This window comes from Serratia marcescens (genome assembly GCF_029846115.1).
In the GTDB taxonomy this organism is placed as follows: Bacteria; Pseudomonadota; Gammaproteobacteria; order Enterobacterales; family Enterobacteriaceae; genus Serratia; species Serratia marcescens_L.
In genome coordinates this window covers 4011714-4035272 of record NZ_JARVZZ010000001.1, presented here as the reverse complement: position 1 = coordinate 4035272, position 23559 = coordinate 4011714, and the positions used below count along the sequence as shown (strand labels likewise).

Genomic DNA, 23559 nt, shown 5'->3' with positions numbered 1-23559 from the left:
GCCCCACCTTCCATCCACATTGTTAATTTAAGGAATGCGTGTGCTAGTTATTTTGGGTTATCTCGTGGTATTGGGTGCGGTGTTTGGCGGCTACCTGATCGTGGGCGGTCATCTCGGTGCGTTGTATCAGCCGGCGGAATTTCTGATTATCGGCGGGGCGGGGGTCGGGGCCTTCATCGTCGGCAACAACGGCAAGGCGATCAAAGCCACGCTGCGCGCGCTGCCGCGGCTGATGCGCCGTTCCAAATACAACAAAGATCTGTATATGGATCTGATGGCGCTGTTGTTCCGCCTGCTGGCCAAATCGCGCCAGCAGGGCATGCTGTCGCTCGAATTCGATATTGATAATCCGCAAGAAAGTGAAATTTTCTCTAATTATCCGCGCATCCTTGCCGATAACACCCTGGTGGAGTTCATTACCGACTATTTACGGCTGATGGTGAGCGGCAATATGAATGCGTTCGAGATCGAAGCGTTGATGGACGAAGAGATCGAAACCTACGAGCAGGAAAGTGAAGTGCCCGCCGGCAGCCTGGCGATGGTGGGCGACTCCTTGCCTGCGTTCGGTATCGTCGCGGCGGTGATGGGGGTGGTGCACGCCCTGGCTTCGGCCGATCGGCCGGCTGCGGAACTGGGCGCGCTGATCGCTAACGCCATGGTCGGTACTTTCCTCGGTATTCTGCTGGCCTACGGCTTCATCTCGCCGCTGGCCACGTTGCTGCGCCAGAAGAGCGCCGAAAACGTCAAGATGATGCAGTGCATCAAGGTCACGCTGCTGTCGAGCCTGAACGGTTACGCGCCGCAGATCGCCGTCGAGTTTGGCCGTAAAACGCTGTATACCACCGAACGTCCTTCTTTCGTTGAGCTGGAAGAACACGTGCGTCGCGTGAAAGCGCCGGCGCAGCAGGCGACGGAAGAAGAAGAAGCATGAAACAGAATCATCCGGTCGTTCTGGTCAGAAAGCGCAAGTCGCATCATGCCGCCCATCACGGCGGCTCCTGGAAGATCGCTTATGCCGACTTTATGACGGCGATGATGGCGTTCTTCCTGGTGATGTGGCTGCTGGCGATCGCCAGCCCGCAGGAGCTGACGCAAATCGCCGAATATTTCCGCACGCCGCTCAAGGTCGCTCTGACCAGCGGCGACAAGAGCAGTTCCGAAAGCAGCCCGATCCCGGGCGGCGGCGACGATCCTACGCAACAGCACGGCCTGGTGAGAAAGCAGGTCGATTCGCCGGACAAGCGCGCCGAAGAGCTGCGCCTGAACAAGCTGCGCGAAAAGCTGGATGAGTTGATTGAGTCCGATCCGCGCCTGAAGGCGCTGCGCCCGCATCTGCTGATCAACATGATGGACGAGGGGTTGCGCATTCAGATTATCGATAGCCAAAACCGGCCGATGTTCAAAACCGGCAGCGCGCAGGTCGAGAGCTATATGCGCGATATTCTGCGGGCGATAGCGCCGATCCTCAACGATTTGCCGAACAAGATCAGCCTGTCCGGCCACACCGATGATATCCCTTACGCCACCGGCGAGCGCGGCTACAGCAACTGGGAACTGTCGGCCGATCGCGCCAACGCCTCCCGACGCGAGCTGATCGCCGGCGGCCTGGCGGAAGGCAAGGTGTTGCGGGTGGTGGGCATGGCGGCCACCATGAGCCTGAAACAGCACGGCGCCGATGACGCGATTAACCGTCGCATCACCGTGCTGGTGCTGAATAAGCAAACGCAAGAAGGCATCGAACATGAAAATGCCGAAAGCAACGCGATGGATATCGCCCAGCCGGACAGCCTGAAACAGCTGGCGCCGTCGGCGACTGCGCCGGCCAGCCAAACGCCGGAACCCCAGGCGGTAACGCCGACCGATCAAGCTATGCCGCCGGCGACGGATCCCGTCTCCCAATCGCAGGCATCCCCGGCGATAGCCCCGACCGGCCAAGCGCCGGAGCAACCGGCGGCCGCACCCGCACCGACTAACCGCGACTCACAGCCAGAGGTGACCCCGTGAGCATGGACATTAGCGATTTTTATCAGACCTTCTTTGATGAGGCGGACGAGTTGCTGGCCGACATGGAGCAACACCTGCTGGAGCTGGATCCGCTGGCCCCCGATATCGAGCCGTTGAACGCCATCTTCCGTGCGGCGCACTCGATCAAGGGCGGTGCGGCGACCTTTGGCTTTTCGGTGCTGCAGGAAACCACCCACCTGCTGGAGAACCTGCTGGACGGTGCAAGACGCCAGGAAATGAGCCTGAGCACCGAGATTATCAACCTGTTTCTGGAAACCAAAGACATTATGCAGGAGCAACTGGACGCCTATAAAACCTCGCAACAGCCTGACGCCGAAAGCTTTGAATACATTTGCCAGGCGCTGCGCCAGCTGGCGTTGGAGGCGCAACAGCAGCAGGAGGCGCCTGCGGCTCAACCGGCCGTTCAGCTGCCTGTCGAGAAGCCGGCTGCTGCGCCGGCGGCGATCGAAGGCGGCATGCGCATCAGCCTGAACGGGCTGAAAGCCAGTGAAATCCCCTTGATGTTGGAAGAGCTGGGCAACCTGGGCGAGGTTAAAGATCCTCATCAGACGGAACACAGTCTGGACGTGACGTTGCTCACCTCCGCCAGCGAAGACGACATCAGCGCCGTTTTGTGCTTCGTGCTGGAACCGGAACAAATCAGCTTCTCGACGCCGACGCAAAGCGAACCGGCCATTGCAGAAGCGAGCTTACCGGCAGCGGTCGCCGCGCCGCCTGCCGCCAAACCGGCCGCCGCAGCGGCGGAAGCGCCAAAAGCGCGCGCCAAGGCGAGCGAGTCCACCAGCATTCGCGTGGCGGTGGAAAAAGTGGATCAGCTGATCAACCTGGTGGGCGAGCTGGTGATCACCCAGTCGATGCTGGCGCAGCGCTCCGGCACGCTCGATCCGGTGAACCACGGCGATCTGCTGAACAGCATGAGCCAGCTGGAGCGTAACGCGCGCGATCTGCAGGAATCGGTGATGTCGATCCGCATGATGCCGATGGAATACGTCTTCAGCCGCTATCCGCGTCTGGTGCGCGATCTGGCCGGCAAGCTGAACAAACAGGTGGAGCTGACGCTGCAAGGCAGTTCCACCGAACTGGACAAGAGCCTGATCGAACGCATTATCGATCCGTTGACGCACCTGGTGCGCAACAGCCTCGATCACGGTATCGAAGAGCCGGCCACCCGCATCGCCGCCGGCAAGTCGGCGGTGGGCAATCTGGTGCTGTCGGCCGAACACCAGGGCGGCAACATCTGTATTGAAGTCATCGACGACGGCGCCGGTCTGAACCGCGAAAAAATTCTCGCCAAGGCCGCATCGCAAGGGCTGGCGGTGAGCGAGAGCATGAGCGACGAAGAGGTCGGCATGCTGATCTTCGCGCCGGGCTTCTCCACCGCCGAGCAGGTGACCGACGTTTCCGGCCGCGGCGTCGGCATGGACGTGGTGAAACGGAATATTCAGGAGATGGGCGGCCACGTCGAGATCCGTTCGCAGGCCGGTAAAGGCACCACCATCCGCATCCTGCTGCCGCTGACGCTGGCGATCCTCGACGGCATGTCGGTCAAGGTGAACGACGAAGTCTTTATCCTGCCGCTGAACGCGGTGATGGAATCGCTGCAGCCGCAGGCGGAAGATCTGCATCCGTTGGCCGGGGGCGAACGCGTGCTGCAGGTACGCGGCGAATACCTGCCGCTGGTGGAGCTGTATCGGGTATTTGAAGTGGACGGCGCCAAAACCGACGCCACGCAGGGCATCGTCGTTATCCTGCAAAGCGCCGGCCGCCGCTATGCGTTGCTGGTGGATCAGCTGATTGGCCAGCATCAGGTGGTGGTGAAGAATCTGGAAAGCAACTACCGCAAAGTGCCGGGCATCTCCGCCGCGACCATTTTGGGCGACGGCAGCGTGGCCTTGATCGTCGATGTCTCGGCGTTGCAAACCTTGAACCGTGAAAAGCGTCTGACGGACGCCGCCGCATAATAATGAGTTTATTGATTTAAAAGGTGAATGATATGGCAGGATTGGCAGCCGTCAGCAAATTGGCTGGCGAAACGGTAGGGCAAGAGTTTCTGATTTTTACCCTGGGCAACGAGGAGTACGGCATCGATATCCTCAAGGTGCAGGAAATTCGCGGCTACGATCAGGTGACCCGCATCGCCAACACGCCGGCGTTCATCAAGGGTGTTACCAACCTGCGCGGCGTGATTGTCCCGATCATCGATCTGCGGGTGAAATTCTCGCAGCAAAGCGTGTCTTACGATGAAAACACCGTGGTGATCGTGCTGAACTTTGGCCAGCGCGTGGTGGGCATCGTGGTCGATGGCGTTTCGGACGTGTTGTCGCTGACTGCCGAGCAGATCCGCCCGGCGCCGGAGTTCGCGGTGACGCTGGCGACCGAATACCTCACCGGTCTCGGTTCGCTGGGCGAGCGCATGCTGATCCTGGTGGATATCGAAAAGCTGCTGAGCAGCGAAGAGATGTCGCTGGTCGACAGCGTGGCGAAAAGCGTCTGATTCATGACCCCAGGGGGCAGGGCGCTGCCCCCTTCATCCATCACTCTTCCTGACCTGTTGCGACGCCGCAGGCCGCGCCCGGAACCCCCACTAAAAATAGTTACTTTCCCGCATAAAGTTTTGCCGCACGGCGCCGATAACTCTCACATTCAACGTCATCAGAGCCTGTCTGCGCGGGCTTCAACAAGGGAAATCATGTTAAATCGTATGAAGGTGGTCACCAGCCTGTTGCTGGTGTTGGTGTTGTTTGGCGCCTTGCAGTTGATTTCGGGCGGACTCTTTTTCTCCTCGCTCAAGAATGATAAAGAGAACTTTGCCGTACTGCAGACGATTCGTCAGCAGCAGTCTGAACTGAACGAAAGCTGGGTCAACCTGCTGCAGACTCGTAATACCCTGAACCGAGCGGGTATTCGTTACATGATGGATACCAACAAAATCGGCAGCGGTGCCAGCGTCACCGATCTGTTGACTTCGGCGAAGAGCATGCTGACGGTTGCGGAACAGCATTACGCCGCCTATGAAAAAATTCCTCTCGATCCGCGTCAGGACGCGCAGTCCGCGGAAAAGCTCAAGCAACAGTATGACATCTTGCACGGTGCTTTGACTGAACTGATTCAGCTGTTGGGCGAAGGCAAAATCAATGCTTTCTTCGATCAACCGACACAAAGCTATCAGGACGGCTTCGAGCAGATCTACAACACCTACCTGGCACAAAACGACAAGCTGTACCAAGGCGCGGTAGAAGACAGCAACAAGTCGTTCTCCTCGGCCATTTGGACGCTGGTGATCGTGTTGCTGGTCGTGTTGGCCGTGATCGTGCTCGTTTGGACCGGCATCCATCATATCCTGGTGCGTCCGCTGAACCGCATGATTGACCACATCAAACAGATCGCCGCCGGCGACCTGACTCAGCAGATCGTCGTCACCAGCCGCAACGAAATGGGCGTGCTGGCGGCCAGCCTGAAACACATGCAAAGCGAACTGATCGAAACCGTCAGCGGCGTGCGTCAGGGCGCGGACGCCATCTACAGCGGCGCGTCGGAAATCGCCGCGGGCAACAACGATCTCTCCTCCCGCACCGAGCAGCAGGCCGCTTCGCTGGAAGAGACCGCCGCCAGCATGGAGCAACTGACCGCCACGGTAAAACAGAACGCCGAAAACGCCCGTCAGGCTTCACAGCTGGCGCTGAGCGCCTCCGAAACCGCGCAGAAAGGCGGCAAAGTCGTGGCCAACGTGGTGCAGACCATGCACGACATCGCCGGCAGCTCGCAGAAAATCGCCGATATCACCGGCGTGATCGACGGCATCGCCTTCCAGACCAACATCCTGGCGTTGAACGCCGCGGTGGAAGCGGCGCGTGCCGGCGAGCAGGGCCGCGGCTTCGCGGTGGTGGCCGGTGAAGTGCGCAACCTGGCGCAGCGCAGCGCACAGGCGGCCAAAGAGATCAAAGGCTTGATCGAAGACTCGGTCAGCCGCGTCGATATGGGTTCCGTATTGGTCGAGAGCGCCGGCGAAACCATGGGCGACATCGTCAATGCCGTTACCCGCGTGACCGACATCATGGGCGAAATCGCCTCGGCTTCTGACGAACAGAGCCGCGGTATCGATCAGGTTGGCCAGGCGGTAGCGGAAATGGACCGCGTGACCCAGCAGAACGCCTCGTTGGTGGAAGAATCCGCCTCGGCGGCGGCGGCGCTGGAAGAACAGGCCAGCATGCTGACCCAGTCGGTGGCGGTATTCCGCCTGAGGCCGGAAGGCCAGGAAGAGTTTAAAGCGCCTGTCACCAGCAAGGCGACGGTAACACCGGTAATCAATCATAAGAAAATGAACGCCAGCGATCTGCAGGATAACTGGGAAACGTTCTGACCGGTATCGGGCCTCTCTCGCAGAGGCCCTTTTCCCTACGTAGGCCGGTCGCCGGCCGGCTGCAAGGAGGTTCACAGTGTTTAACCGAATCCGTATCTCTACCAGCTTGTTCCTGTTGTTGATGACCTTCTGCGTTCTGCAGTTGGCTAGCAGCGGCCTGTCGTATTCCGCGTTTCGTTCCGATAACCATAACCTCGACATCATCACCCTTGGCAGCCAGCAGCGCGATTCGCTCAGCCTGAGCTGGGTGTCGCTGTTGCAGGCGCGCAATACGCTGAACCGCGCCGGCACCCGTGCGGCGCTGAAACTGCCACAGGAGCAGGTGAACGAATTGATGAGTAGCGCCCGCAGTTCGCTGCAGAAGGCCGATCTCTATTTCAATCAGTTCATGGCGGTTGAGCGCAGCAGTGAGCAACAGCGTCAGCAGACGGCAACCACCAAGGCCAGCTACGAGCGGCTGCGCGGCGCGCTGCGTGAGCTGATCGACTTCCTGGAGAAAGGGGAGCTGCAGGCGTTTATGGACCAGCCGACGCAGAAAACCCAGGACCTGTTCGAAGCCGACTTCGTGCAGTACCTGCAGTTGGTCAACGGCGACATCAGCGAAGCCAGAGACGCCAACCAGTTCTCCTTCACGCTGGCGGGCCTGATGCTGGCGGGGGCGGTCTTGATGCTGATCGTGGTAACCGGCAGCGCCATGTGGTGGTTACGCACCATGCTGGTACAGCCGCTGAACCAAATTCGCAGCCACTTTGAACGCATCGCCGCCGGCGATTTGGCGACGCCGATTCAGGTGTATGGCCGCAATGAAATCAGCATGCTGTTCGCCAGCCTGCAACGCACGCAGCAGTCGCTGATCGGCACCGTCGGCGCCGTGCGCGACGGCGCGGAGTCGATTCTGATCGGCCTGCAGGAGATCTCCGAAGGCAATAACGATCTCTCTTCCCGCACCGAGCAGCAGGCCGCTTCGCTGGAAGAAACCGCCGCCAGCATGGAACAGCTGACCGCCACGGTGAAACAGAACGCCGACAATGCGCGGCAGGCTTCTCAGCTGGCGCGTGACGCCTCGGCCACCGCGGCCAAGGGCGGCGAACTGGCCGGCGACGTGGTGACCACCATGCACGACATCGCCAACAGTTCGCAGAAAATCGGCGCTATCACCAGCGTGATTGACGGCATCGCCTTCCAGACCAACATTCTGGCGCTCAATGCGGCGGTGGAAGCGGCGCGCGCCGGCGAACAGGGGCGCGGTTTCGCCGTGGTTGCCGGCGAAGTGCGCAACCTGGCGAGCCGCAGCGCGCAGGCGGCGAAAGAGATCAAGGGGCTGATCGATGAATCGGTCAGCCGCGTCAAACACGGCTCGGTGCTGGTGGAAAACTCCGGCGCCACCATGCAGGACATCGTGCGTTCGGTGACCCGCGTGACCGACATCATGGGCGAGATCGCGTCGGCTTCGGATGAACAGAGCCGCGGCATCGAGCAGGTGACGCAGGCGGTGACCCAGATGGATCAGGTCACCCAGCAGAACGCCGCGCTGGTGGAAGAGTCCGCTTCTGCCGCCACCGCGCTGGAAGAGCAGGCTATTACCCTGGCCGACGCGGTCGCGGTATTCCGTCTGGCGGACGATAACTTCGTCGCGCCAGGTAACAGCAGCAACGCAGTTTCACCTGTGGTAAAGGAAGCCCAAGATTGTTAAACCGCATAAGCAGCACGTTTTTCCCCGGTGAGGTGGCATGAAACAGGCGCCGTCAACTTCTAACCGGGATACTGCGTCGATGTTGACGCAAATGGTGCAGCGCCTGCCGCTGTCGGACGTGCATTTTCGCCGTATCAGCCAGTTGATTTATCAACGCGCCGGCATCGTGCTGGCGGAGCATAAGCGCGAGATGGTTTACAACCGCCTGGTGCGCCGTTTGCGGCTGTTGGGATTGCACGATTTCGGCGACTATCTGGCGCTGCTGGAAAGCGACCCGAACAGCGCGGAGTGGCAGGCGTTCATCAACGCGCTGACCACCAACCTGACGGCCTTTTTCCGCGAGGCGCATCACTTCCCGATCCTGGCGGAACACGCGCGCTCGCGGCCGAACGGCTACAGCGTCTGGAGCACCGCGGCCTCGACCGGCGAAGAACCGTATTCGATCGCCATCACGTTGAGCGATGCATTGGGCCAGCGGGCCGGCAGTTGCCAGGTCTGGGCCAGCGACATCGATACGCAGGTGCTGGAAAAGGCGGAGGCGGGCGTTTACCGCCAGGAAGATCTGCGCACCCTGACGCCGACCCAAATGCAGCGCTATTTCCTGCGCGGCACCGGGCCGCATCAGGGGCTGGTGCGCGTGCGGCCGGAACTGGCGGCGCAGGTGAACTTCCAGCCGCTGAACCTGCTGGCGCCGGAGTGGGCGCTGCCGGGGCAATTCGACGCCATTTTTTGCCGCAACGTCATGATCTATTTCGATAAGGCGACGCAGGAGCGCATCCTGCGCCGCTTCGTTCCCTTACTTAAGCCGGGGGGGCTGATGTTCGCCGGCCACTCCGAGAATTTCAGCCAAATCAGCCGGGATTTCTACTTGCGTGGGCAGACCGTGTATGGGCTGACCAAGGAGAGGTAATGAGTAAAATCAGAGTGTTATGCGTAGACGATTCGGCACTGATGCGCCAGCTGATGACGGAAATCGTGAACGGCCACGCCGACATGGAGATGGTGGCGACCGCGCCGGATCCGTTGGTGGCGCGCGATCTGATCAAAAAATTTAATCCTCAGGTGCTGACGCTGGACGTCGAGATGCCACGCATGGACGGGCTGGATTTCCTCGAGAAGCTGATGCGTCTGCGGCCGATGCCGGTGGTGATGGTTTCTTCGCTGACCGGCAAAGGGTCTGAGATCACGCTGCGTGCGCTGGAGCTGGGCGCGGTGGACTTTGTGACCAAACCGCAGCTCGGCATTCGCGAAGGCATGTTGGCCTACAGCGAGCTGATTGCCGAGAAGATCCGCACCGCTGCCAAGGCGCGCCTGCCGCAGCGTTCCAACAGCCCTGCGCCGGCGATCCTCAGCCACGCGCCGCTGCTGAGCAGTGAAAAACTGATCGCCATCGGCGCTTCCACCGGCGGCACCGAAGCGATCCGCCAGGTGCTGCAGCCGCTGCCGGCGACCAGCCCGGCGCTGCTGATCACCCAGCACATGCCGCCCGGTTTCACCCGTTCGTTCGCCGAGCGGCTGAACAAGCTGTGTCAGATCACGGTGAAAGAAGCGGAGGACGGCGAGCGCGTGCTGCCGGGCCACGCCTACATCGCGCCGGGGGACCGCCACCTGGAGCTGGCGCGCAGCGGCGCCAACTATCAGGTGAAGCTGCATGACGGCCCGGCGGTCAACCGCCATCGTCCGTCTGTCGATGTGTTGTTCCGTTCGGTGGCGCAATATGCCGGCCGCAATGCGGTGGGGGTGATCCTCACCGGCATGGGCAACGACGGCGCGGCAGGGATGCTGGAGATGCACCGCGCCGGGGCGTATACCCTGGCGCAGAACGAGGCGAGCTGTGTGGTGTTCGGCATGCCGCGCGAGGCGATCGCCAGCGGCGGCGTCAGCGAAGTGGTCGAGTTGGACAGGATGAGCCAGCGCATGTTGGCGCAGATTTCCGGCGGCCAGGCATTGCGCATTTGATTTTAGTCCGCAGGGTTTACCCGGCGGCGATATGACCCAGGTTCGCCGCGCGGCGGCCTGCGGTTTTGCATCATTAAACGGTTAACTATTTCAGGAGTAACAATGGCAGACAAGAACCTCAGATTTCTGGTTGTGGACGACTTTTCCACCATGCGCCGCATCGTCAGAAATCTGCTCAAAGAGCTGGGCTTCAACAACGTCGAAGAAGCTGAAGACGGCGCGGATGCGCTGAACAAGCTGCGCGCCGGCGGTTTCGACTTTGTGGTGTCCGACTGGAACATGCCGAACATGGACGGGCTCGAACTGTTACAGACCATTCGCGCCGACAGCGCGCTGGCCGCGATGCCGGTACTGATGGTGACGGCGGAAGCCAAGAAAGAGAATATCATCGCGGCGGCGCAGGCCGGCGCCAGCGGTTATGTAGTGAAACCATTTACGGCGGCGACGCTGGAAGAAAAGCTCAACAAGATTTTTGAAAAATTGGGCATGTAAGGAGAGGGCGATGAGAGACATTCCAATGCCTGCCAGCGATGCAGCGACCGCGGGAGAGATCATCTCCCGCATCGGCCAACTGACCCGAATGCTGCGCGACAGCATGCGTGAACTGGGGCTCGATCAGGCGATCGCCCAGGCGGCAGAAGCGATCCCGGATGCGCGCGACCGTCTTGACTATGTCGTAACCATGACGGCGCAGGCGGCGGAACGGGCGTTGAACTGCGTGGAGGCGGCGCAACCGCGCCAGGCGGAGCTGGAATCCGGCGCGAACGCGTTGAAAGGGCGCTGGGACGAGTGGTTCGCCAATCCTATCGAACTGGACGACGCGCGTTCTCTGGTTAACGACACACGCCAGTATCTGGATCAGGTGCCGGGCCATACGGCCTTCACCAATGCCCAGCTGCTGGAAATCATGATGGCGCAGGACTTCCAGGATCTGACCGGTCAGGTGATCAAGCGCATGATGGACGTGGTGCAGGAGATCGAAAAGCAGCTGCTGATGGTGCTGATGGAAAACATGCCGGAGCAACCGGTGAAGGAAAAACGGCCGAACGACAGCCTGCTGAACGGCCCGCAGCTCGACCAGAACGGCGTCGGCGTGATCGCCAACCAGGCGCAGGTCGACGATCTGCTCGACAGCCTCGGTTTCTAAGGCTTTTCGGGGCGCGCGACGGCGCGCCCCGAAAGTTGCGCGGTGTCCCGCAAAGATTAATGTATATAGTATTGCTATATACATCATGGCGGTTATAATTTGTACTCCAGTTAAAGGAGGTCGCCATGACGTTAGGTTCTGTCTTTACCAATAATCGGACACAGGCTGTACGCTTGCCTGCAGAGGTGCGTTTCCCTGATACCGTTTCTAAAGTGACCGTCCGCGTAGTGGGCAAAGAGCGCATTCTTGCCCCCCTGGAGAATACCTGGGACAGCTTCTTCTGTGCGGAAAATGAGGTGAGCGATGATTTCCTTAATGAACGTGCCGGACAGCACCAACGCGAGCGGGAAGATTTTTGATGTTCAGCCATATGCTGGACACCAACATTGTTATCTATGTCATTAAGCGCCGGCCGCTGGAAGTGCTGGAGGCATTCAATCGCTATGCAGGTAAAATGGTCATTTCGTCGATCACCTATGGCGAATTGGTTCACGGGGTGGAGAAAAGCGCTCGGCCAGCGGTGAACGCCAGAGTCGTTGAGGATTTTGTCTCCCGATTGGACATTCTCGATTACAGCGCCAAAGCGGCATCGCACTACGGCAACATCCGGGCTGCGCTGGAACGCCAGGGAACGCCTATTGGCGTAAACGATCTACATATCGCCGGGCATGCGCGCAGCGAAGGATTGATCCTGGTGAGCAATAATCGACGCGAATTTGAGCGCGTTGAGGGTTTGCGGCTGGAAAATTGGTTGTAACGTCTCCCTGATGGTCTCATCCCCTAAATAACCCGCCTTTTCCCCCGTTGTTCCGTCAATGACATCGCCAATTTTTTGGCATGCTGACCGCCATTCTTTACCCTCCCGACACAGGAACGGCGTTTCGTGGCTGAAGACAGCGATCTGGAAAAAAGCGAGGCCCCCACGCCCCACAGGCTGGAGAAGGCGCGTGAAGACGGCCAGATCCCGCGTTCCCGCGAACTGACCTCGGTACTGATGCTGCTCTCGGGCCTCGCGATCATCCTGATGTCCGGCAGCAACATGGCGCAACAGCTGGCGGCGATGCTCACGCAGGGTTTGAACTTTGACCACGGCATGGTCAGCAACGATAAACAGATGCTGCGCCAGCTGGGCATGTTGCTGCGCCAGGCCGTACTGGCGCTGTTGCCAATCATGGCGGGGCTGGTGCTGGTGGCGCTCGCCGCGCCGATGCTGTTGGGGGGTATTCTGTTCAGCGGCAAGTCGATCAAATTCGATTTGAAGCGGCTGAACCCGTTGTCCGGGTTGAAGCGTATCTTTTCCAGCCAGGTGCTGGCCGAGCTGCTGAAAGGGATCCTGAAAGCGACGCTGGTCGGCTGGGTGACCGGCCTCTATCTCTGGCATAACTGGGCGGCAATGCTGCATCTGATGACCCAGCAGCCGCTCGACGCGTTGGGCAATGCGCTGCAGATGATTCTGTTCTGCGGTTTTCTGGTGGTGCTGGGATTGACGCCGATGGTGGCGTTCGACGTGTTCTACCAGCTGTGGAGCCACTTCAAAAAGCTGAAGATGACCAAGCAGGATATTCGCGACGAATTCAAAGACCAGGAAGGGGACCCGCACGTCAAGGGGCGCATTCGTCAGCAACAGCGGGCGATCGCCCGGCGCCGCATGATGGCCGATGTGCCCAAGGCGGACGTGATCGTCACCAACCCGACGCACTACGCCGTCGCGTTGCAGTACAACGACAAAAAAATGAGTGCGCCGAAAGTGCTGGCCAAAGGGGCCGGTGAAATCGCTTTGCGCATTCGCGAGCTCGGTGCGGAGCACCGCATCCCGATGCTGGAAGCGCCGCCGCTGGCGCGTGCGCTGTATCGACACAGCGAGATTGGACAACATATCCCGGCCACCCTGTATGCCGCGGTCGCCGAAGTGCTGGCCTGGGTGTACCAACTGCGCCGCTGGCGGCGCGAGGGCGGCCTGATCCCGAAAAAACCTGAACGTTTACCGGTGCCGGAAGCACTGGATTTTGCAAAAGAGAGTGACTCTGATGGCTAATTTGGCCTCCCTGCTTCGTTTGCCGGGCAATTTTAAAGATACGCAGTGGCAGGTGTTGGCCGGCCCGGTGTTGATCCTGCTGATCCTGTCGATGATGGTGTTGCCGTTGCCGGCGTTTATCCTCGACCTGCTGTTTACCTTCAACATCGCGCTGTCGATCATGGTGCTGCTGGTGGCGATGTTCACCCAGCGCACGCTCGAATTCGCCGCCTTCCCGACCATCCTGCTGTTCTCCACGCTGCTGCGTTTGTCGCTCAACGTCGCGTCGACGCGCATCATCTTGCTGGAAGGGCACACCGGTTCCGCCGCCGCCGGCCGCGTGGTGGAGGCCTTCGGCCATTTCCTGGTGGGCGGCAACTTCGCCATCGGTATCGTGGTGTTCATCATCCTGGTGTTGATCAACTTCATGGTCATCACCAAGGGGGCCGGGCGTATCGCCGAAGTGGGCGCGCGTTTTGTCCTGGACGGCATGCCGGGCAAGCAGATGGCGATCGACGCCGACCTGAACGCCGGGTTGATCGGCGAGGACGAAGCGAAGAAACGCCGCGCCGAAGTCACTCAAGAGGCCGATTTCTACGGCTCAATGGACGGCGCCAGTAAATTCGTGCGCGGCGACGCCATCGCCGGCCTGATGATTATGGTGCTGAACGTGGTCGGCGGCCTGTTGGTCGGCGTGGTGCAACACGGCATGGAGCTGGGGGCGGCGGCGGAAAGCTATACGCTGCTGACCATCGGCGACGGCCTGGTGGCGCAGATCCCGGCGTTGGTGATCTCCACCGCCGCCGGCGTTATCGTCACCCGCGTCGCGACCGATCAGGACGTCGGCGAGCAGATGGTGGGCCAGCTGTTCAACAATCCGCGCGTGATGCTGCTGAGCGCCGGGGTGCTGGGGCTGTTGGGCCTGGTACCGGGCATGCCGAACCTGGTGTTCCTGCTGTTTACCGCCGCTTTGCTGGGCCTGGCCTGGTGGCTGCGCGGCCGTGAACAACAGGCACCGAAAACGGTGGAGGCGCCGGTGATGCCGGAGAACCCGCAGGCCGCCGAAGCCAGCTGGGCCGACGTGCAGTTGGAAGACCCGCTGGGGATGGAGGTGGGCTATCGGTTGATTCCGATGGTCGATTTTCAACAAAACGGTGAGCTGCTGGGGCGTATCCGCGGTATTCGCAAGAAATTTGCGCAGGACATGGGCTATCTGCCGCCGGTAGTACACATTCGCGACAACCTGGAACTGCCGCCTGCCAGCTACCGCATCCTGATGAAAGGCGTCGAGATCGGCAGCGGTGAAGCGCAGCCGGGCCGCTGGCTGGCGATCAACCCCGGCAATGCCGTGGGGGAGCTGGCGGGAGACAAAACCGTCGATCCGGCCTTTGGGCTCGAGGCGGTGTGGATCGACAGCGCATTGCGCGAGCAGGCGCAGATCCAGGGCTTTACCGTGGTGGAAGCCAGCACCGTAGTGGCGACGCATCTTAATCACCTGATCGGCCAGTTCGCCAGCGAGCTGTTTGGCCGCCAGGAAACCCAACAATTGCTGGATCGCGTGTCGCAGGAGATGCCGAAACTGACCGAAGACTTCGTGCCGGGCGTGGTATCACTGACCACGCTGCACAAGGTGCTGCAAAACCTGCTGGCCGAGCGCGTCTCTATCCGCGATATGCGCACCATCGTCGAAACGCTGGCGGAGCATGCCCCGGCGCAAAGCGATCCTTATGAGCTGACCACCGTGGTGCGGGTGGCGCTGGGCCGGGCGATCACGCAGCAGTGGTTCCCGGGCAACGGCGAGATTCAGGTCATCGGTCTGGATACCCAACTGGAGCGTTTGTTGCTGCAGGCGTTGCAGGGCGGTGGCGGTCTGGAGCCGGGGCTGGCCGATCGCCTGCTGGATCAGGCGCGCCAGGCGCTGCAGCGGCAAGAGATGCTCAGCGCGCCGCCGGTGCTGCTGGTCAACCATGCGCTGCGGGCCTTGCTGGCGCGCTTCCTGCGCCGCAGCCTGCCGCAGATCGTGGTGTTGTCCAACCTCGAAATCAACGACGATCGCCAGATTCGCATGACGTCGACCATTGGAGCCGCCTGATGAAACGTTGTCTGTTCGTGTTGTGTTTGCTGGTGCCGTTAACCGCCGGCGCGGTGTCCGGCTCCTGGGTGGCCGAAGGGGCGGGCGTGACGTTGGAACAGGGCGGCATGCGCGATGAGTCCGCCGGTTTGCGGCCGCCGAACGCGTTGCCGGATGCCAATGCGCGCATCATCAGCGTCAGCTGGCGCTATCGTTTACTGGGGCCGGAGCCGGCCGGGCTGCAGGCCCAGCTGTGTACGGTGAACCGCTGCATTCCGCTCGGCGGCGGCAGCGGCAGCAGCAACGGTTTGCAGGGCGAACCGGCCAATGCGGAATTGCGCTTTGTCTATTACGTGCAGTCGCAAGGCGGGCTGAACCCGCCGCTGCGGGTGATTGGCAATCAGGTCATCGTTAATTATCAGTAGGATCAGGCCAGAATTTGCAGGCCGTTGCGTTCCACCAGCGTCAGCAGCTTCATCGCGGCGGAGTTCGGTTGCGCTTCGCCGCGCTCCCATTTCTGCACCGCCTTTTTACTGACGTTAAGATACAGCGCAAATACCGGCTGACTGACGTTTTCCCGTTCGCGCAGCGCGCGGATCTCGGCCGGCCCGAACTGTTTCACCGGCCGCAGACACAGCATGTCGAAGGTGCGCATGGTCACGTCGTCGACGAAACCGGCGCGGTGCAGGCCCTGAACTTCCTGGTGGATCGATTTCAGCATCTTGCTCATAGTTGTAACCTTATTAATTCCCCGCAGTTGACCAGCTGATACAGTCTGAATGGTGAATAATCCAGATACAGCGCCGCCAAATGCCGCCAGGAAATTAACTCCTCCTGATTGATGTTGTCTCTTTCGTTTTTGGCAAAGCCATACATGAAAAAGATCCTGCCTTCATCTGCCGTTGCGATTAATACCCGATACCCGCGCCGTTTTCCACTCCCCATCCGGGCGATGCGTTTTTTGTAAACGCAACCACCGAGATTGGCGTCGTACAACTGATTTTGCATCTCTCGTGCCGCTTTCACTATCGTGGCGTCACTAATGCGTTCGTCGCCGGCAAATGTCTGGAAGGCTTTTGTGAGATAAATGTCGGTCATTCACTCTCCGTGTGAAAATATACCCTTAATGGGTACAGATCAAGATGTTTAACGACCGAGCTAAGATGACGAAATAGAGAGTGATGGGGAACAGGCAAATATCCGTTCTGCGCAGCCTGGCGCATAACGTTAAGGGAATTCAGAAAGCAAAAAGAAGAAAATGCGAGAGGGCGCGCATAACCGGGGAAACCCGCGCCCGGCGCTGCGCACACCGGGCGAAATCAGGGGGTTAGACGCCGATTTTTCTGCCGAGCAGGCTGCCGGCGTGCGACTGGCCGTCCGGGCCATACAGCGATTTGTTGTTCTTGCTGAGGATGGCCAGCGCCTGCGCGTTATGGTCGATCTGTTGATTGAGCAGCAAGCCATTGTGCTGATTCTTTTCGCGCAGCGTTTGGCTCAGCAATTGAATGCGCTGCCAGCGATCGGCCAGAGACGCATGGCTGGAATAGGGCGCGCGTTGCCCGCAGGCTTTTTCCTGCCCCAGACGCTGTTGCTCGAGGTAGGCGACCGTCGCCAGCAGTTGGCTTTTGGCATCGGTGACGCGCTGCAATGCCACGCCGGGCAACTGGCCGGAACACAGCAAGTCGTGCTCTTCCTCCAGCACGCCATTGAGCGCCCGCAGCGTTTCCAACAGTTTGTCCAGCAGTTGTGCCAGGTTTTCCATAGTGATGACTTATCCTTTACCGCTACTCGCCGCGCGCTGTCAGTCGCGTCCGGCGATCCATTGAATATCGCTCTGTGCGTCTTGCAGCAGCGCGTCGGCGATTTTACCGGCGTCCATCTTCAGTTCGCCGCTGCGGATCGCCTGCTTGATGGCCTCGACCCGGCCCATATCGATATCCTGGGAACCCGGTTGCATCAGACGCGCCTGCGCCTCGCTCAGTTTGACCTGCGTGCCGCTGACGGCCGTTTCTGCCACGGCGGCCTTGCGCGGTTGGAGCGGGTTGTCGGCCGGGGTTTCACGTGGTTGCACAGTGGAAACCGGCTGTAACCGCTGGGTGCGATCGATACTCATGGTCCATCTCCGTTTACGCCGTGACCGCTGGCGGGCGACGACGCTGCAATGAAATTTTTGCGGCCCTGGTGGCCAATAAAATGCTGCTTGATTTGTCTTATCGGCAAGGTTTGCGGAACCTTTACTTTTTTATAACGTAATGCGAATCGCGCCGTCGTCTCCGACCACGCCGCTGACGATCTGTCCGGACGCCATGCGCACGCGCACGCTGTCTTCGGCGGCGGCGTTGTTCATCGCCTTGCCCGACCCGCTGATGTTGAATCCTTCGCCCTGCGCGTTGACCTGCACCGATTGCCCCGCCTTGATAATCCAGGCGCGGCGCAGCATGGCGAGGGTCAGCGGTTGGCCAGGGCTGATGTTGCGCAGGCTGACGGCGCCCAACGCTTTGCCCGTTTCGGTCAGCGCGCGCGGCGGCAGGGTATCGAGCCGGCCTTCTTTCAACGTCAGATCCGCCGCGGTCAACCGGCTGCCGGCGCTGATGCCGCGCGCCGAAACCAAATAGCGGCCGAACACCTGCACCTGAGTCTGGATAAAACGCCGCTCCTGGCCACAGCGCGCCGAAATACTGACGTTGCCGCCGATCCGCGCGTTGGGCGGCAGCGACAGCTGGGGCAGTTCGCAGGCGGGCCACTGGGCCGGCGGCGTGCGCACCCGCACTTTCACCTGCACCGGCTCACCGGTGAACTTGCCTTGGATGAAGCTTTCGATTTGCGTCGCCAGATCGTCGGCGCGCGCGTTCAGACTGCACAGCAGGCCGATAAGCAGCAGCATTTTACCTTTCATCGTCATCTTCTCAAGCTTCATCGGGATACGCGTAAGTGTACCCGCAGCGCGCGCAGGCTAAGCAGATAAATAGCGCCCCATTTTGCGTCTATTCCCGCGATAGGGTGGCGCAGGGGGCGTTTATCCTGTCGACTCCAAATTCTAACCTCGCGGAGGGAGCATGCTCGACAAACTGGACGCGGCTCTGCGCTTTGGCCAAGAGGCGCTGAACTTGCGCGCCCAGCGGCAGGAAATTCTGGCCGCCAACATCGCCAACGCAGACACACCGGGTTATCAGGCGCGGGATATCGATTTCGCCAGCCAATTGAACAAAGTGCTGGAACAAGGGCGCGTCAACGGCAACGGCATGTCGCTGAACCTGACGGCGGCGCGCCACATCCCGGCGCAAACCCTGCAGCCGCCGCAGCTCGATCTGTTGTACCGGGTACCGGACCAGCCGTCGATGGACGGCAACACGGTGGACATGGATCGCGAACGCACCAACTTTGCCGATAACAGCCTGAAATATCAGACCGATCTGACGCTGCTCAACGGGCAGATCAAAGGGATGATGTCCGTGCTGCAACAAGGATAAGGCGCATGTCTTTACTGAACATTTTTGATATCTCCGGCTCGGCGCTATCGGCGCAATCCCAGCGCATGAACGTCAGCGCCAGCAACATGGCCAACGCCGACAGCGTGACCGGCCCGGACGGCGAGCCTTACCGCGCCAAACAGGTGGTGTTCCAGGTCGCGGCGGCGCCTGGGCAGCCGACCGGCGGCGTGCGCGTCGCCCAGGTGGTGGACGATCCGGCGCCCGAGCGTCTGGTGTACCAGCCGGGCAACCCGCTGGCGGACGCCAAGGGCTACGTGCGCATGCCGAACGTCGACGTAGTGGGGGAAATGGTCAACACCATCTCCGCTTCCCGCAGCTACCAGGCCAACGTCGAGGTGCTCAACACCACCAAGTCGATGATGATGAAAACCCTGACGCTGGGTCAGTAACCGGAGGTTCCCATGGCTATTGCCGCAACCACGAACGAGTCGTTGGACAACACCGTCATCGGTAACAACAGCAAAAATACCAACAGCCAGGATCTGCACAACAGCTTCCTGACGCTGCTGGTGGCGCAGTTGAAAAACCAGGATCCGACCAATCCGATGCAGAACAACGAACTGACTTCGCAGCTGGCGCAGATCAACACCGTTCAGGGTATCGAAAAACTCAACACCACGCTGGGATCGATCTCCGGTCAGATCAACAGCAACCAGTCGCTGCAGGCGACTGCGCTGATCGGTCACGGCGTAATGGTGCCGGGCAACAACATTCTGGTCGGCAGCAAGGACGGCAAGGTCAGCACCACGCCGTTCGGCGTGGAACTGGAGCGCGCCGCCGATCAGGTGACTGCCACCATCACCAACGCCAGCGGGCAGGTGGTGCGCACCATCGAAATCGGCGGCCTGACCGCCGGCGTGCATGCCTTCACCTGGGACGGTTCGCTGGATGACGGCTCTACCGCGCCAGACGGCGCCTACAAAGTGGCGATTAACGCCAAAGGCAACGGCGAGCAGTTGGTGGCGCGTAGCCTGCACTTCGGGCTGGTCAACGGCGTGATCCGCGACGGCAACGGCGCCAAGCTGGATCTTGGCCTGGCGGGCAACGCCACCCTGGAAGACGTGCGACAGATCTTATAACCCCAAGCATCAGGCTCAATCGGACGATAGCCTGACCACTATTCGGAGAATAACATGGCTTTTTCTCAGGCAGTCAGCGGCTTGAACGCGGCAGCAACCAACCTTGATGTGATCGGTAACAACATCGCCAACTCCGCGACCGCGGGCTTCAAATCCGGCAGCGTGTCCTTCGCCGACATGTTCGCCGGTTCGCAGGTCGGGCTGGGCGTTAAAGTGTCCGGCATCACCCAGAACTTCAAGGGCGGCACCACCACCGGCACCAGCCGTTCATTGGATGTGGCCATCAACGGCAACGGCTTTTTCCGCATGCAGGATAAAGACGGCGGCATCTTCTATACCCGCAACGGCCAGTTCAAGCTGGACGAAAATCGCAATCTGACCAACATGCAGGGCCTGCAGCTGACCGGTTACCCGGCGGCCGGCTCCCCACCGACCATTCAGCAGGGCGCCAACCCGGTGCCGTTGAGCATTCCTGAAGGCATGATGAACGCCAAGGCGTCCACCTCCGGCCAGATGGTCGCCAACCTGATGTCGACCCATGAAGTGCCGAAAAACAAGACCTTCGATCCGACCAAACAGGACAGCTACAACTATACCAATACCATCACCGCCTACGATTCTCTGGGTAACGCGCACAACATCAACGCCTACTTCGTGAAGACTGAAGACAACAAGTGGCAGGTCTATACCCAGGATGGTAGCGCCGCGCCAGTGAACGCCGGCACCATGGAGTTCAACACCAGCGGCAGCCTGGTGAAAACCACCAGCACCAACGGTGCGCCGGGCGAGTTCAGCATGGTGATCCCGATGACCGCCAAAGACGGTGCGCCGGCGCAAAACTTTACCCTGAGCTTCGCTGGCAGCATGCAGCAGAACGTGAGCAGCGACTCGGTGAGCAAAGTATCGCAGGACGGTTATGCCGCCGGTGAATACACGGGCTATCAGATCAACAACGACGGCACCATCATGGGGGTCTATTCCAACCAGCAGACCCAGCTGTTGGGCCAGATCGTCATGGCTAACTTCTCCAACCCGGAAGGGCTGGCGTCGCAGGGCGATAACGTTTGGCAGGAAACCGGCGCGTCCGGCCAGCCGCGTGTCGGTCTTGCGGGCGGCGGCGGCTTAGGAAAGCTGACCAGTGGCGCGCTGGAATCTTCCAACGTCGATCTGAGCCAGGAGCTGGTGAACATGATCGTCGCGCAGCGTAACTACCAGTCCAACGCCCAGACCATCAAGACGCAGGACTCCATACTGCAGACGCTGGTTAGCCTGCGCTAATAGGGCCAAGTTATGGATCACGCGATTTATACCGCGATGGGCGCGGCGCGCCAAACGCTGGAGCAGCAGTCCATCACCGCCAACAACCTGGCCAACGCGTCGACGCCGGGTTTTCGCGCCCAGCTCGCCGCATTGCGCGCGGTGCCGGTCGACGGGCCGAGCCTGGCAACGCGCACGTTGGTGACCGCCTCGACGCCGGGCGCCGACATGAGCCAGGGGGCGCTGAACTACACCGCGCGTCCGCTGGACGTGGCGCTGCAGCAGGACGGTTTCCTGGCGGTGAGCCTGCCGGGTGGCGGTGAGGCCTATACCCGCAACGGCAACATTCAGATTTCCTCCACCGGGCAGTTGACGGTGCAGGGATTGCCGGTGATGGGTGACGGTGGCCCGATCGAGGTGCCGCCGTCGGCGGAGATCACCATCGCGGCCGACGGCACCATTTCGGCGCTGAACGCCGGCGATCCGCCGAACACCATCGCGCAGATCGGCCGCCTGAAGCTGGTGAAAGCCGATGCACGCGAAGTGATGCGCGGTGACGACGGGCTGTTCCGCCTGACGCCGGAAACTCAACAGCAGCGCGGCAATCAGTTGCAAAACGACCCGCAGGTGCGGGTGATGCCGGGCGTGCTGGAGGGCAGCAACGTCAAGCCGATGGAGACTATGGTCGACATGATCGCCAACGCCCGCCGTTTTGAAATGCAAATGAAGGTCATCCACAGCGTGGATGAAAACGAACAGCGTGCCAACTCACTGCTCTCAATGAGTTAAGCAGCAAGGAAATAACCGATGATTCCATCCTTATGGATTGCCAAAACCGGTCTGGATGCGCAGCAGACCAACATGGACGTGATCGCCAACAACCTGGCGAACGTCAGCACCAATGGCTTCAAACGCCAGCGTGCGGTATTTGAAGATCTGCTGTACCAGACCATGCGTCAGCCGGGGGCGCAGTCCTCCGAGCAGACCACGCTGCCTTCCGGTTTGCAGATCGGTACCGGCGTGCGTCCGGTGGCGACCGAGCGCCTGCACAGCCAGGGCAACCTGTCGCAGACCAACAACAGCAAAGACGTCGCCATCAAGGGGCAGGGATTCTTCCAGGTGATGCTGCCGGACGGCACCCAGGCCTATACCCGCGACGGGTCGTTCCAGATCGATCAGAACGGCCAACTGGTGACCTCCAGCGGTTTCCAGGTGCAGCCGGCGATCACCATTCCGGCGAACGCGCTGTCCATCACCGTCGGCCGCGACGGCATCGTCAGCGTCACCCAGCAGGGGCAAACCGCCGCCCAGCAGGTGGGCCAACTGACGCTGACCACGTTCGTCAACGACAGCGGTCTGGAGAGCGTGGGCGAGAACCTGTATCAGGAAACCGAAAGCTCGGGCGCGCCGAACGAGAGCACCCCGGGGCTGAACGGCGCCGGCTTGCTGTATCAGGGTTACGTGGAAACCTCCAACGTCAACGTGGCGGAAGAGCTGGTCAACATGATCCAGACTCAGCGCGCTTACGAGATCAACAGCAAAGCGGTATCGACCTCCGATCAGATGCTGCAAAAGCTGACGCAACTGTAATCTGTCATTGACGGGCCCGGCTTGCCGCGCCCGTCATTCTCTTTCGTGAAACAAAGGCGATACCCGTGGTAACCACATATTCGATGGCAATCCTGCCGCGGCAGGGACAACGCTGGCTGGCAGGAATGGTGATGCTGACGCTGAGCGGCTGCGCCTATATCCCGCACAAATCGCTGGTGGACGGCGCGACCACGGCGCAGCCCGCGCCGGCCAGCGCGCCGATGCCGAACGGCTCGATCTTCCAGACGGTGCAGCCGATGAACTACGGCTACCAGCCGCTGTTCGAAGACCGCCGTCCGCGCAACGTCGGCGACACCCTGACCATCGTGCTGCAGGAAAACGTCAGCGCCAGCAAAAGCTCCTCCGCCAACGCCAGCCGCAACGGCGCCAGCAAGTTCGGCGTCGCCACCTCGCCGCGTTACCTCGACGGCCTGTTGGGCAATGCGCGCGCCGATATGGACATTTCCGGTGACAGTACCTTCGGCGGCAAGGGCGGCGCCAACGCCAACAACACCTTTAACGGCACCATTACGGTGACGGTCAACCAGGTGCTGGCCAACGGCAACCTGCACGTGGTGGGGGAAAAGCAGATCGCCATCAACCAGGGCACCGAATTCATCCGCTTCTCCGGCGTCGTCAACCCGCGCACCATCAGCGGCAACAACTCGGTCACTTCGACGCAGGTGGCGGACGCACGTATCGAATACGTCGGCAATGGCTATATTAACGAAGCGCAGACCATGGGCTGGCTGCAGCGCTTCTTCTTAAATGTTTCACCGTTTTGAGTACAGGCTATTTTACTTGCCATTTTGAGGTTGGGCAGTGCTCGGAAACGTCACGTACTGCGTGTACGCTCCGTTTCCTGCGCGCTGT

The 23559-nt window shown here is 60.6% G+C and carries 27 protein-coding genes; 22 read left to right on the top strand and 5 right to left on the bottom strand.

Features of this window, described 5'->3' with window-relative positions:
- The first annotated feature begins 40 nt into the window (after positions 1-40).
- From motA to QDT79_RS19165, 15 genes are all read left to right on the top strand, one after another.
- A complete protein-coding gene (motA, locus tag QDT79_RS19235; RefSeq protein ID WP_015378266.1) occupies positions 41-931 on the top strand; it encodes a flagellar motor stator protein MotA in 891 nt (296 codons plus the stop codon).
- Complete coding sequence (gene motB / locus QDT79_RS19230; protein ID WP_149560030.1) at positions 928-2004, top strand: flagellar motor protein MotB; 1077 nt, start codon at positions 928-930, stop codon at positions 2002-2004. The genes motA and motB overlap by 4 nt, the downstream gene beginning before the upstream one ends.
- Positions 2001-3986 (top strand): chemotaxis protein CheA, encoded by a 1986-nt coding sequence (gene cheA, locus QDT79_RS19225; RefSeq protein WP_308316919.1) that lies wholly within the window; start codon positions 2001-2003, stop codon positions 3984-3986. Before motB ends, cheA begins: the two co-directional genes overlap by 4 nt.
- 32 nt (positions 3987-4018) lie before the next feature.
- The gene (cheW, locus tag QDT79_RS19220; protein ID WP_025303271.1) at positions 4019-4519 is read left to right on the top strand and encodes a chemotaxis protein CheW; all 501 of its coding nucleotides are present in this window, start codon (positions 4019-4021) and stop codon (positions 4517-4519) included.
- Between the two features lie 195 nt (positions 4520-4714).
- Entirely contained in the window at positions 4715-6385 is a 1671-nt protein-coding gene (gene tsr / locus QDT79_RS19215) for a methyl-accepting chemotaxis protein (protein ID WP_063990271.1), read from the top strand.
- Positions 6386-6461: 76 nt separating this feature from the next.
- Positions 6462-8078 carry a methyl-accepting chemotaxis protein gene (locus QDT79_RS19210; protein WP_107226382.1) on the top strand — a complete coding sequence of 539 codons (1617 nt, stop codon included), beginning with the start codon at positions 6462-6464 and terminating at the stop codon, positions 8076-8078.
- A 37-nt stretch (positions 8079-8115) separates the two neighbouring features.
- Complete coding sequence (gene cheR, locus QDT79_RS19205; protein WP_308316918.1) at positions 8116-8988, top strand: protein-glutamate O-methyltransferase CheR; 873 nt, start codon at positions 8116-8118, stop codon at positions 8986-8988.
- Positions 8988-10037, top strand: a complete 1050-nt coding sequence (locus QDT79_RS19200; protein ID WP_063990269.1) for a protein-glutamate methylesterase/protein-glutamine glutaminase — start codon at positions 8988-8990, stop codon at positions 10035-10037. Before cheR ends, QDT79_RS19200 begins: the two co-directional genes overlap by 1 nt.
- Before the next feature lie 102 nt (positions 10038-10139).
- Entirely contained in the window at positions 10140-10529 is a 390-nt protein-coding gene (cheY, locus tag QDT79_RS19195) for a chemotaxis response regulator CheY (protein WP_004934862.1), read from the top strand.
- 10 nt (positions 10530-10539) lie between these two features.
- Positions 10540-11184: a protein phosphatase CheZ gene (cheZ, locus tag QDT79_RS19190; protein ID WP_004934858.1), complete on the top strand. Its 645-nt coding sequence runs from the start codon at positions 10540-10542 to the stop codon at positions 11182-11184.
- Positions 11185-11309: 125 nt separating this feature from the next.
- Entirely contained in the window at positions 11310-11543 is a 234-nt protein-coding gene (gene vapB / locus QDT79_RS19185; protein WP_041035628.1) for a type II toxin-antitoxin system VapB family antitoxin, read from the top strand.
- Positions 11543-11941, top strand: coding sequence for a type II toxin-antitoxin system tRNA(fMet)-specific endonuclease VapC (gene vapC / locus QDT79_RS19180; RefSeq protein WP_063990268.1), 399 nt, complete (start codon positions 11543-11545; stop codon positions 11939-11941). The genes vapB and vapC overlap by 1 nt, the downstream gene beginning before the upstream one ends.
- Positions 11942-12067: 126 nt before the next feature.
- Positions 12068-13219, top strand: coding sequence for a flagellar biosynthesis protein FlhB (gene flhB, locus QDT79_RS19175; RefSeq protein ID WP_015378261.1), 1152 nt, complete (start codon positions 12068-12070; stop codon positions 13217-13219).
- Positions 13212-15290, top strand: a complete 2079-nt coding sequence (gene flhA, locus QDT79_RS19170; RefSeq protein ID WP_063990267.1) for a flagellar biosynthesis protein FlhA — start codon at positions 13212-13214, stop codon at positions 15288-15290. The genes flhB and flhA overlap by 8 nt, the downstream gene beginning before the upstream one ends.
- On the top strand, positions 15290-15694 hold the full coding sequence (locus QDT79_RS19165; protein ID WP_063990266.1) for a flagellar protein FlhE: 405 nt from the start codon (positions 15290-15292) through the stop codon (positions 15692-15694). The genes flhA and QDT79_RS19165 overlap by 1 nt, the downstream gene beginning before the upstream one ends.
- Before the next feature lie 2 nt (positions 15695-15696).
- On the opposite strand, the gene QDT79_RS19160 is transcribed toward QDT79_RS19165, so the two are convergent.
- The 5 genes from QDT79_RS19160 to flgA form a co-directional block, all read right to left on the bottom strand.
- Complete coding sequence (locus QDT79_RS19160; RefSeq protein WP_033632742.1) at positions 15697-15999, bottom strand: helix-turn-helix domain-containing protein; 303 nt, start codon at positions 15997-15999, stop codon at positions 15697-15699.
- Positions 15996-16367 carry a type II toxin-antitoxin system RelE/ParE family toxin gene (locus QDT79_RS19155; protein ID WP_063990265.1) on the bottom strand — a complete coding sequence of 124 codons (372 nt, stop codon included), beginning with the start codon at positions 16365-16367 and terminating at the stop codon, positions 15996-15998. Before QDT79_RS19155 ends, QDT79_RS19160 begins: the two co-directional genes overlap by 4 nt.
- 229 nt (positions 16368-16596) lie before the next feature.
- Entirely contained in the window at positions 16597-17031 is a 435-nt protein-coding gene (locus tag QDT79_RS19150; RefSeq protein ID WP_063990264.1) for a flagella synthesis protein FlgN, read from the bottom strand.
- A 39-nt stretch (positions 17032-17070) separates the two neighbouring features.
- Positions 17071-17382, bottom strand: a complete 312-nt coding sequence (flgM, locus tag QDT79_RS19145) for a flagellar biosynthesis anti-sigma factor FlgM (RefSeq protein WP_063990263.1) — start codon at positions 17380-17382, stop codon at positions 17071-17073.
- 129 nt (positions 17383-17511) lie between these two features.
- Positions 17512-18165, bottom strand: coding sequence for a flagellar basal body P-ring formation chaperone FlgA (flgA, locus tag QDT79_RS19140; RefSeq protein WP_063990262.1), 654 nt, complete (start codon positions 18163-18165; stop codon positions 17512-17514).
- A gap of 160 nt (positions 18166-18325) precedes the next feature.
- On the opposite strand from flgA, the gene flgB reads away from it, so the two are divergent.
- The 7 genes from flgB to flgH all read left to right on the top strand — a co-directional run bounded on the left by flgB (position 18326) and on the right by flgH (position 23471).
- Positions 18326-18739: a flagellar basal body rod protein FlgB gene (gene flgB / locus QDT79_RS19135; RefSeq protein WP_033634995.1), complete on the top strand. Its 414-nt coding sequence runs from the start codon at positions 18326-18328 to the stop codon at positions 18737-18739.
- 5 nt (positions 18740-18744) lie between these two features.
- The gene (flgC, locus tag QDT79_RS19130; RefSeq protein WP_004934826.1) at positions 18745-19149 is read left to right on the top strand and encodes a flagellar basal body rod protein FlgC; all 405 of its coding nucleotides are present in this window, start codon (positions 18745-18747) and stop codon (positions 19147-19149) included.
- Between the two features lie 12 nt (positions 19150-19161).
- Positions 19162-19839 carry a flagellar hook assembly protein FlgD gene (gene flgD, locus QDT79_RS19125; protein ID WP_016927297.1) on the top strand — a complete coding sequence of 226 codons (678 nt, stop codon included), beginning with the start codon at positions 19162-19164 and terminating at the stop codon, positions 19837-19839.
- Between the two features lie 54 nt (positions 19840-19893).
- The gene (gene flgE, locus QDT79_RS19120; protein WP_063990261.1) at positions 19894-21117 is read left to right on the top strand and encodes a flagellar hook protein FlgE; all 1224 of its coding nucleotides are present in this window, start codon (positions 19894-19896) and stop codon (positions 21115-21117) included.
- A gap of 12 nt (positions 21118-21129) precedes the next feature.
- Positions 21130-21885 carry a flagellar basal body rod protein FlgF gene (locus QDT79_RS19115; protein ID WP_025303261.1) on the top strand — a complete coding sequence of 252 codons (756 nt, stop codon included), beginning with the start codon at positions 21130-21132 and terminating at the stop codon, positions 21883-21885.
- A gap of 18 nt (positions 21886-21903) precedes the next feature.
- Positions 21904-22686 (top strand): flagellar basal-body rod protein FlgG, encoded by a 783-nt coding sequence (flgG, locus tag QDT79_RS19110; RefSeq protein WP_004934819.1) that lies wholly within the window; start codon positions 21904-21906, stop codon positions 22684-22686.
- 83 nt (positions 22687-22769) lie between these two features.
- Positions 22770-23471, top strand: a complete 702-nt coding sequence (flgH, locus tag QDT79_RS19105; RefSeq protein ID WP_107226381.1) for a flagellar basal body L-ring protein FlgH — start codon at positions 22770-22772, stop codon at positions 23469-23471.
- Positions 23472-23559 lie beyond the last annotated feature (88 nt).

Excerpts from the sequence above, each read along its gene's own strand:
- motB (WP_149560030.1), top strand. The coding sequence starts at position 928 with ATGAAACAGAATCATCCGGTCGTTCTGGTCAGAAAGCGCAAGTCGCAT.
- cheW (WP_025303271.1), top strand. The coding sequence starts at position 4,019 with ATGGCAGGATTGGCAGCCGTCAGCAAATTGGCTGGCGAAACGGTAGGG.
- tsr (WP_063990271.1), top strand. The coding sequence starts at position 4,715 with ATGTTAAATCGTATGAAGGTGGTCACCAGCCTGTTGCTGGTGTTGGTG.
- cheR (WP_308316918.1), top strand. The coding sequence starts at position 8,116 with ATGAAACAGGCGCCGTCAACTTCTAACCGGGATACTGCGTCGATGTTG.
- QDT79_RS19200 (WP_063990269.1), top strand. The coding sequence starts at position 8,988 with ATGAGTAAAATCAGAGTGTTATGCGTAGACGATTCGGCACTGATGCGC.
- cheY (WP_004934862.1), top strand. The coding sequence starts at position 10,140 with ATGGCAGACAAGAACCTCAGATTTCTGGTTGTGGACGACTTTTCCACC.
- cheZ (WP_004934858.1), top strand. The coding sequence starts at position 10,540 with ATGAGAGACATTCCAATGCCTGCCAGCGATGCAGCGACCGCGGGAGAG.
- vapB (WP_041035628.1), top strand. The coding sequence starts at position 11,310 with ATGACGTTAGGTTCTGTCTTTACCAATAATCGGACACAGGCTGTACGC.
- vapC (WP_063990268.1), top strand. The coding sequence starts at position 11,543 with ATGTTCAGCCATATGCTGGACACCAACATTGTTATCTATGTCATTAAG.
- flhA (WP_063990267.1), top strand. The coding sequence starts at position 13,212 with ATGGCTAATTTGGCCTCCCTGCTTCGTTTGCCGGGCAATTTTAAAGAT.
- QDT79_RS19165 (WP_063990266.1), top strand. The coding sequence starts at position 15,290 with ATGAAACGTTGTCTGTTCGTGTTGTGTTTGCTGGTGCCGTTAACCGCC.
- QDT79_RS19160 (WP_033632742.1), bottom strand. The coding sequence starts at position 15,999 with ATGAGCAAGATGCTGAAATCGATCCACCAGGAAGTTCAGGGCCTGCAC.
- QDT79_RS19155 (WP_063990265.1), bottom strand. The coding sequence starts at position 16,367 with ATGACCGACATTTATCTCACAAAAGCCTTCCAGACATTTGCCGGCGAC.
- QDT79_RS19150 (WP_063990264.1), bottom strand. The coding sequence starts at position 17,031 with ATGGAAAACCTGGCACAACTGCTGGACAAACTGTTGGAAACGCTGCGG.
- flgM (WP_063990263.1), bottom strand. The coding sequence starts at position 17,382 with ATGAGTATCGATCGCACCCAGCGGTTACAGCCGGTTTCCACTGTGCAA.
- flgA (WP_063990262.1), bottom strand. The coding sequence starts at position 18,165 with ATGAAAGGTAAAATGCTGCTGCTTATCGGCCTGCTGTGCAGTCTGAAC.
- flgB (WP_033634995.1), top strand. The coding sequence starts at position 18,326 with ATGCTCGACAAACTGGACGCGGCTCTGCGCTTTGGCCAAGAGGCGCTG.
- flgC (WP_004934826.1), top strand. The coding sequence starts at position 18,745 with ATGTCTTTACTGAACATTTTTGATATCTCCGGCTCGGCGCTATCGGCG.
- flgD (WP_016927297.1), top strand. The coding sequence starts at position 19,162 with ATGGCTATTGCCGCAACCACGAACGAGTCGTTGGACAACACCGTCATC.
- flgE (WP_063990261.1), top strand. The coding sequence starts at position 19,894 with ATGGCTTTTTCTCAGGCAGTCAGCGGCTTGAACGCGGCAGCAACCAAC.
- QDT79_RS19115 (WP_025303261.1), top strand. The coding sequence starts at position 21,130 with ATGGATCACGCGATTTATACCGCGATGGGCGCGGCGCGCCAAACGCTG.
- flgG (WP_004934819.1), top strand. The coding sequence starts at position 21,904 with ATGATTCCATCCTTATGGATTGCCAAAACCGGTCTGGATGCGCAGCAG.
- flgH (WP_107226381.1), top strand. The coding sequence starts at position 22,770 with ATGGCAATCCTGCCGCGGCAGGGACAACGCTGGCTGGCAGGAATGGTG.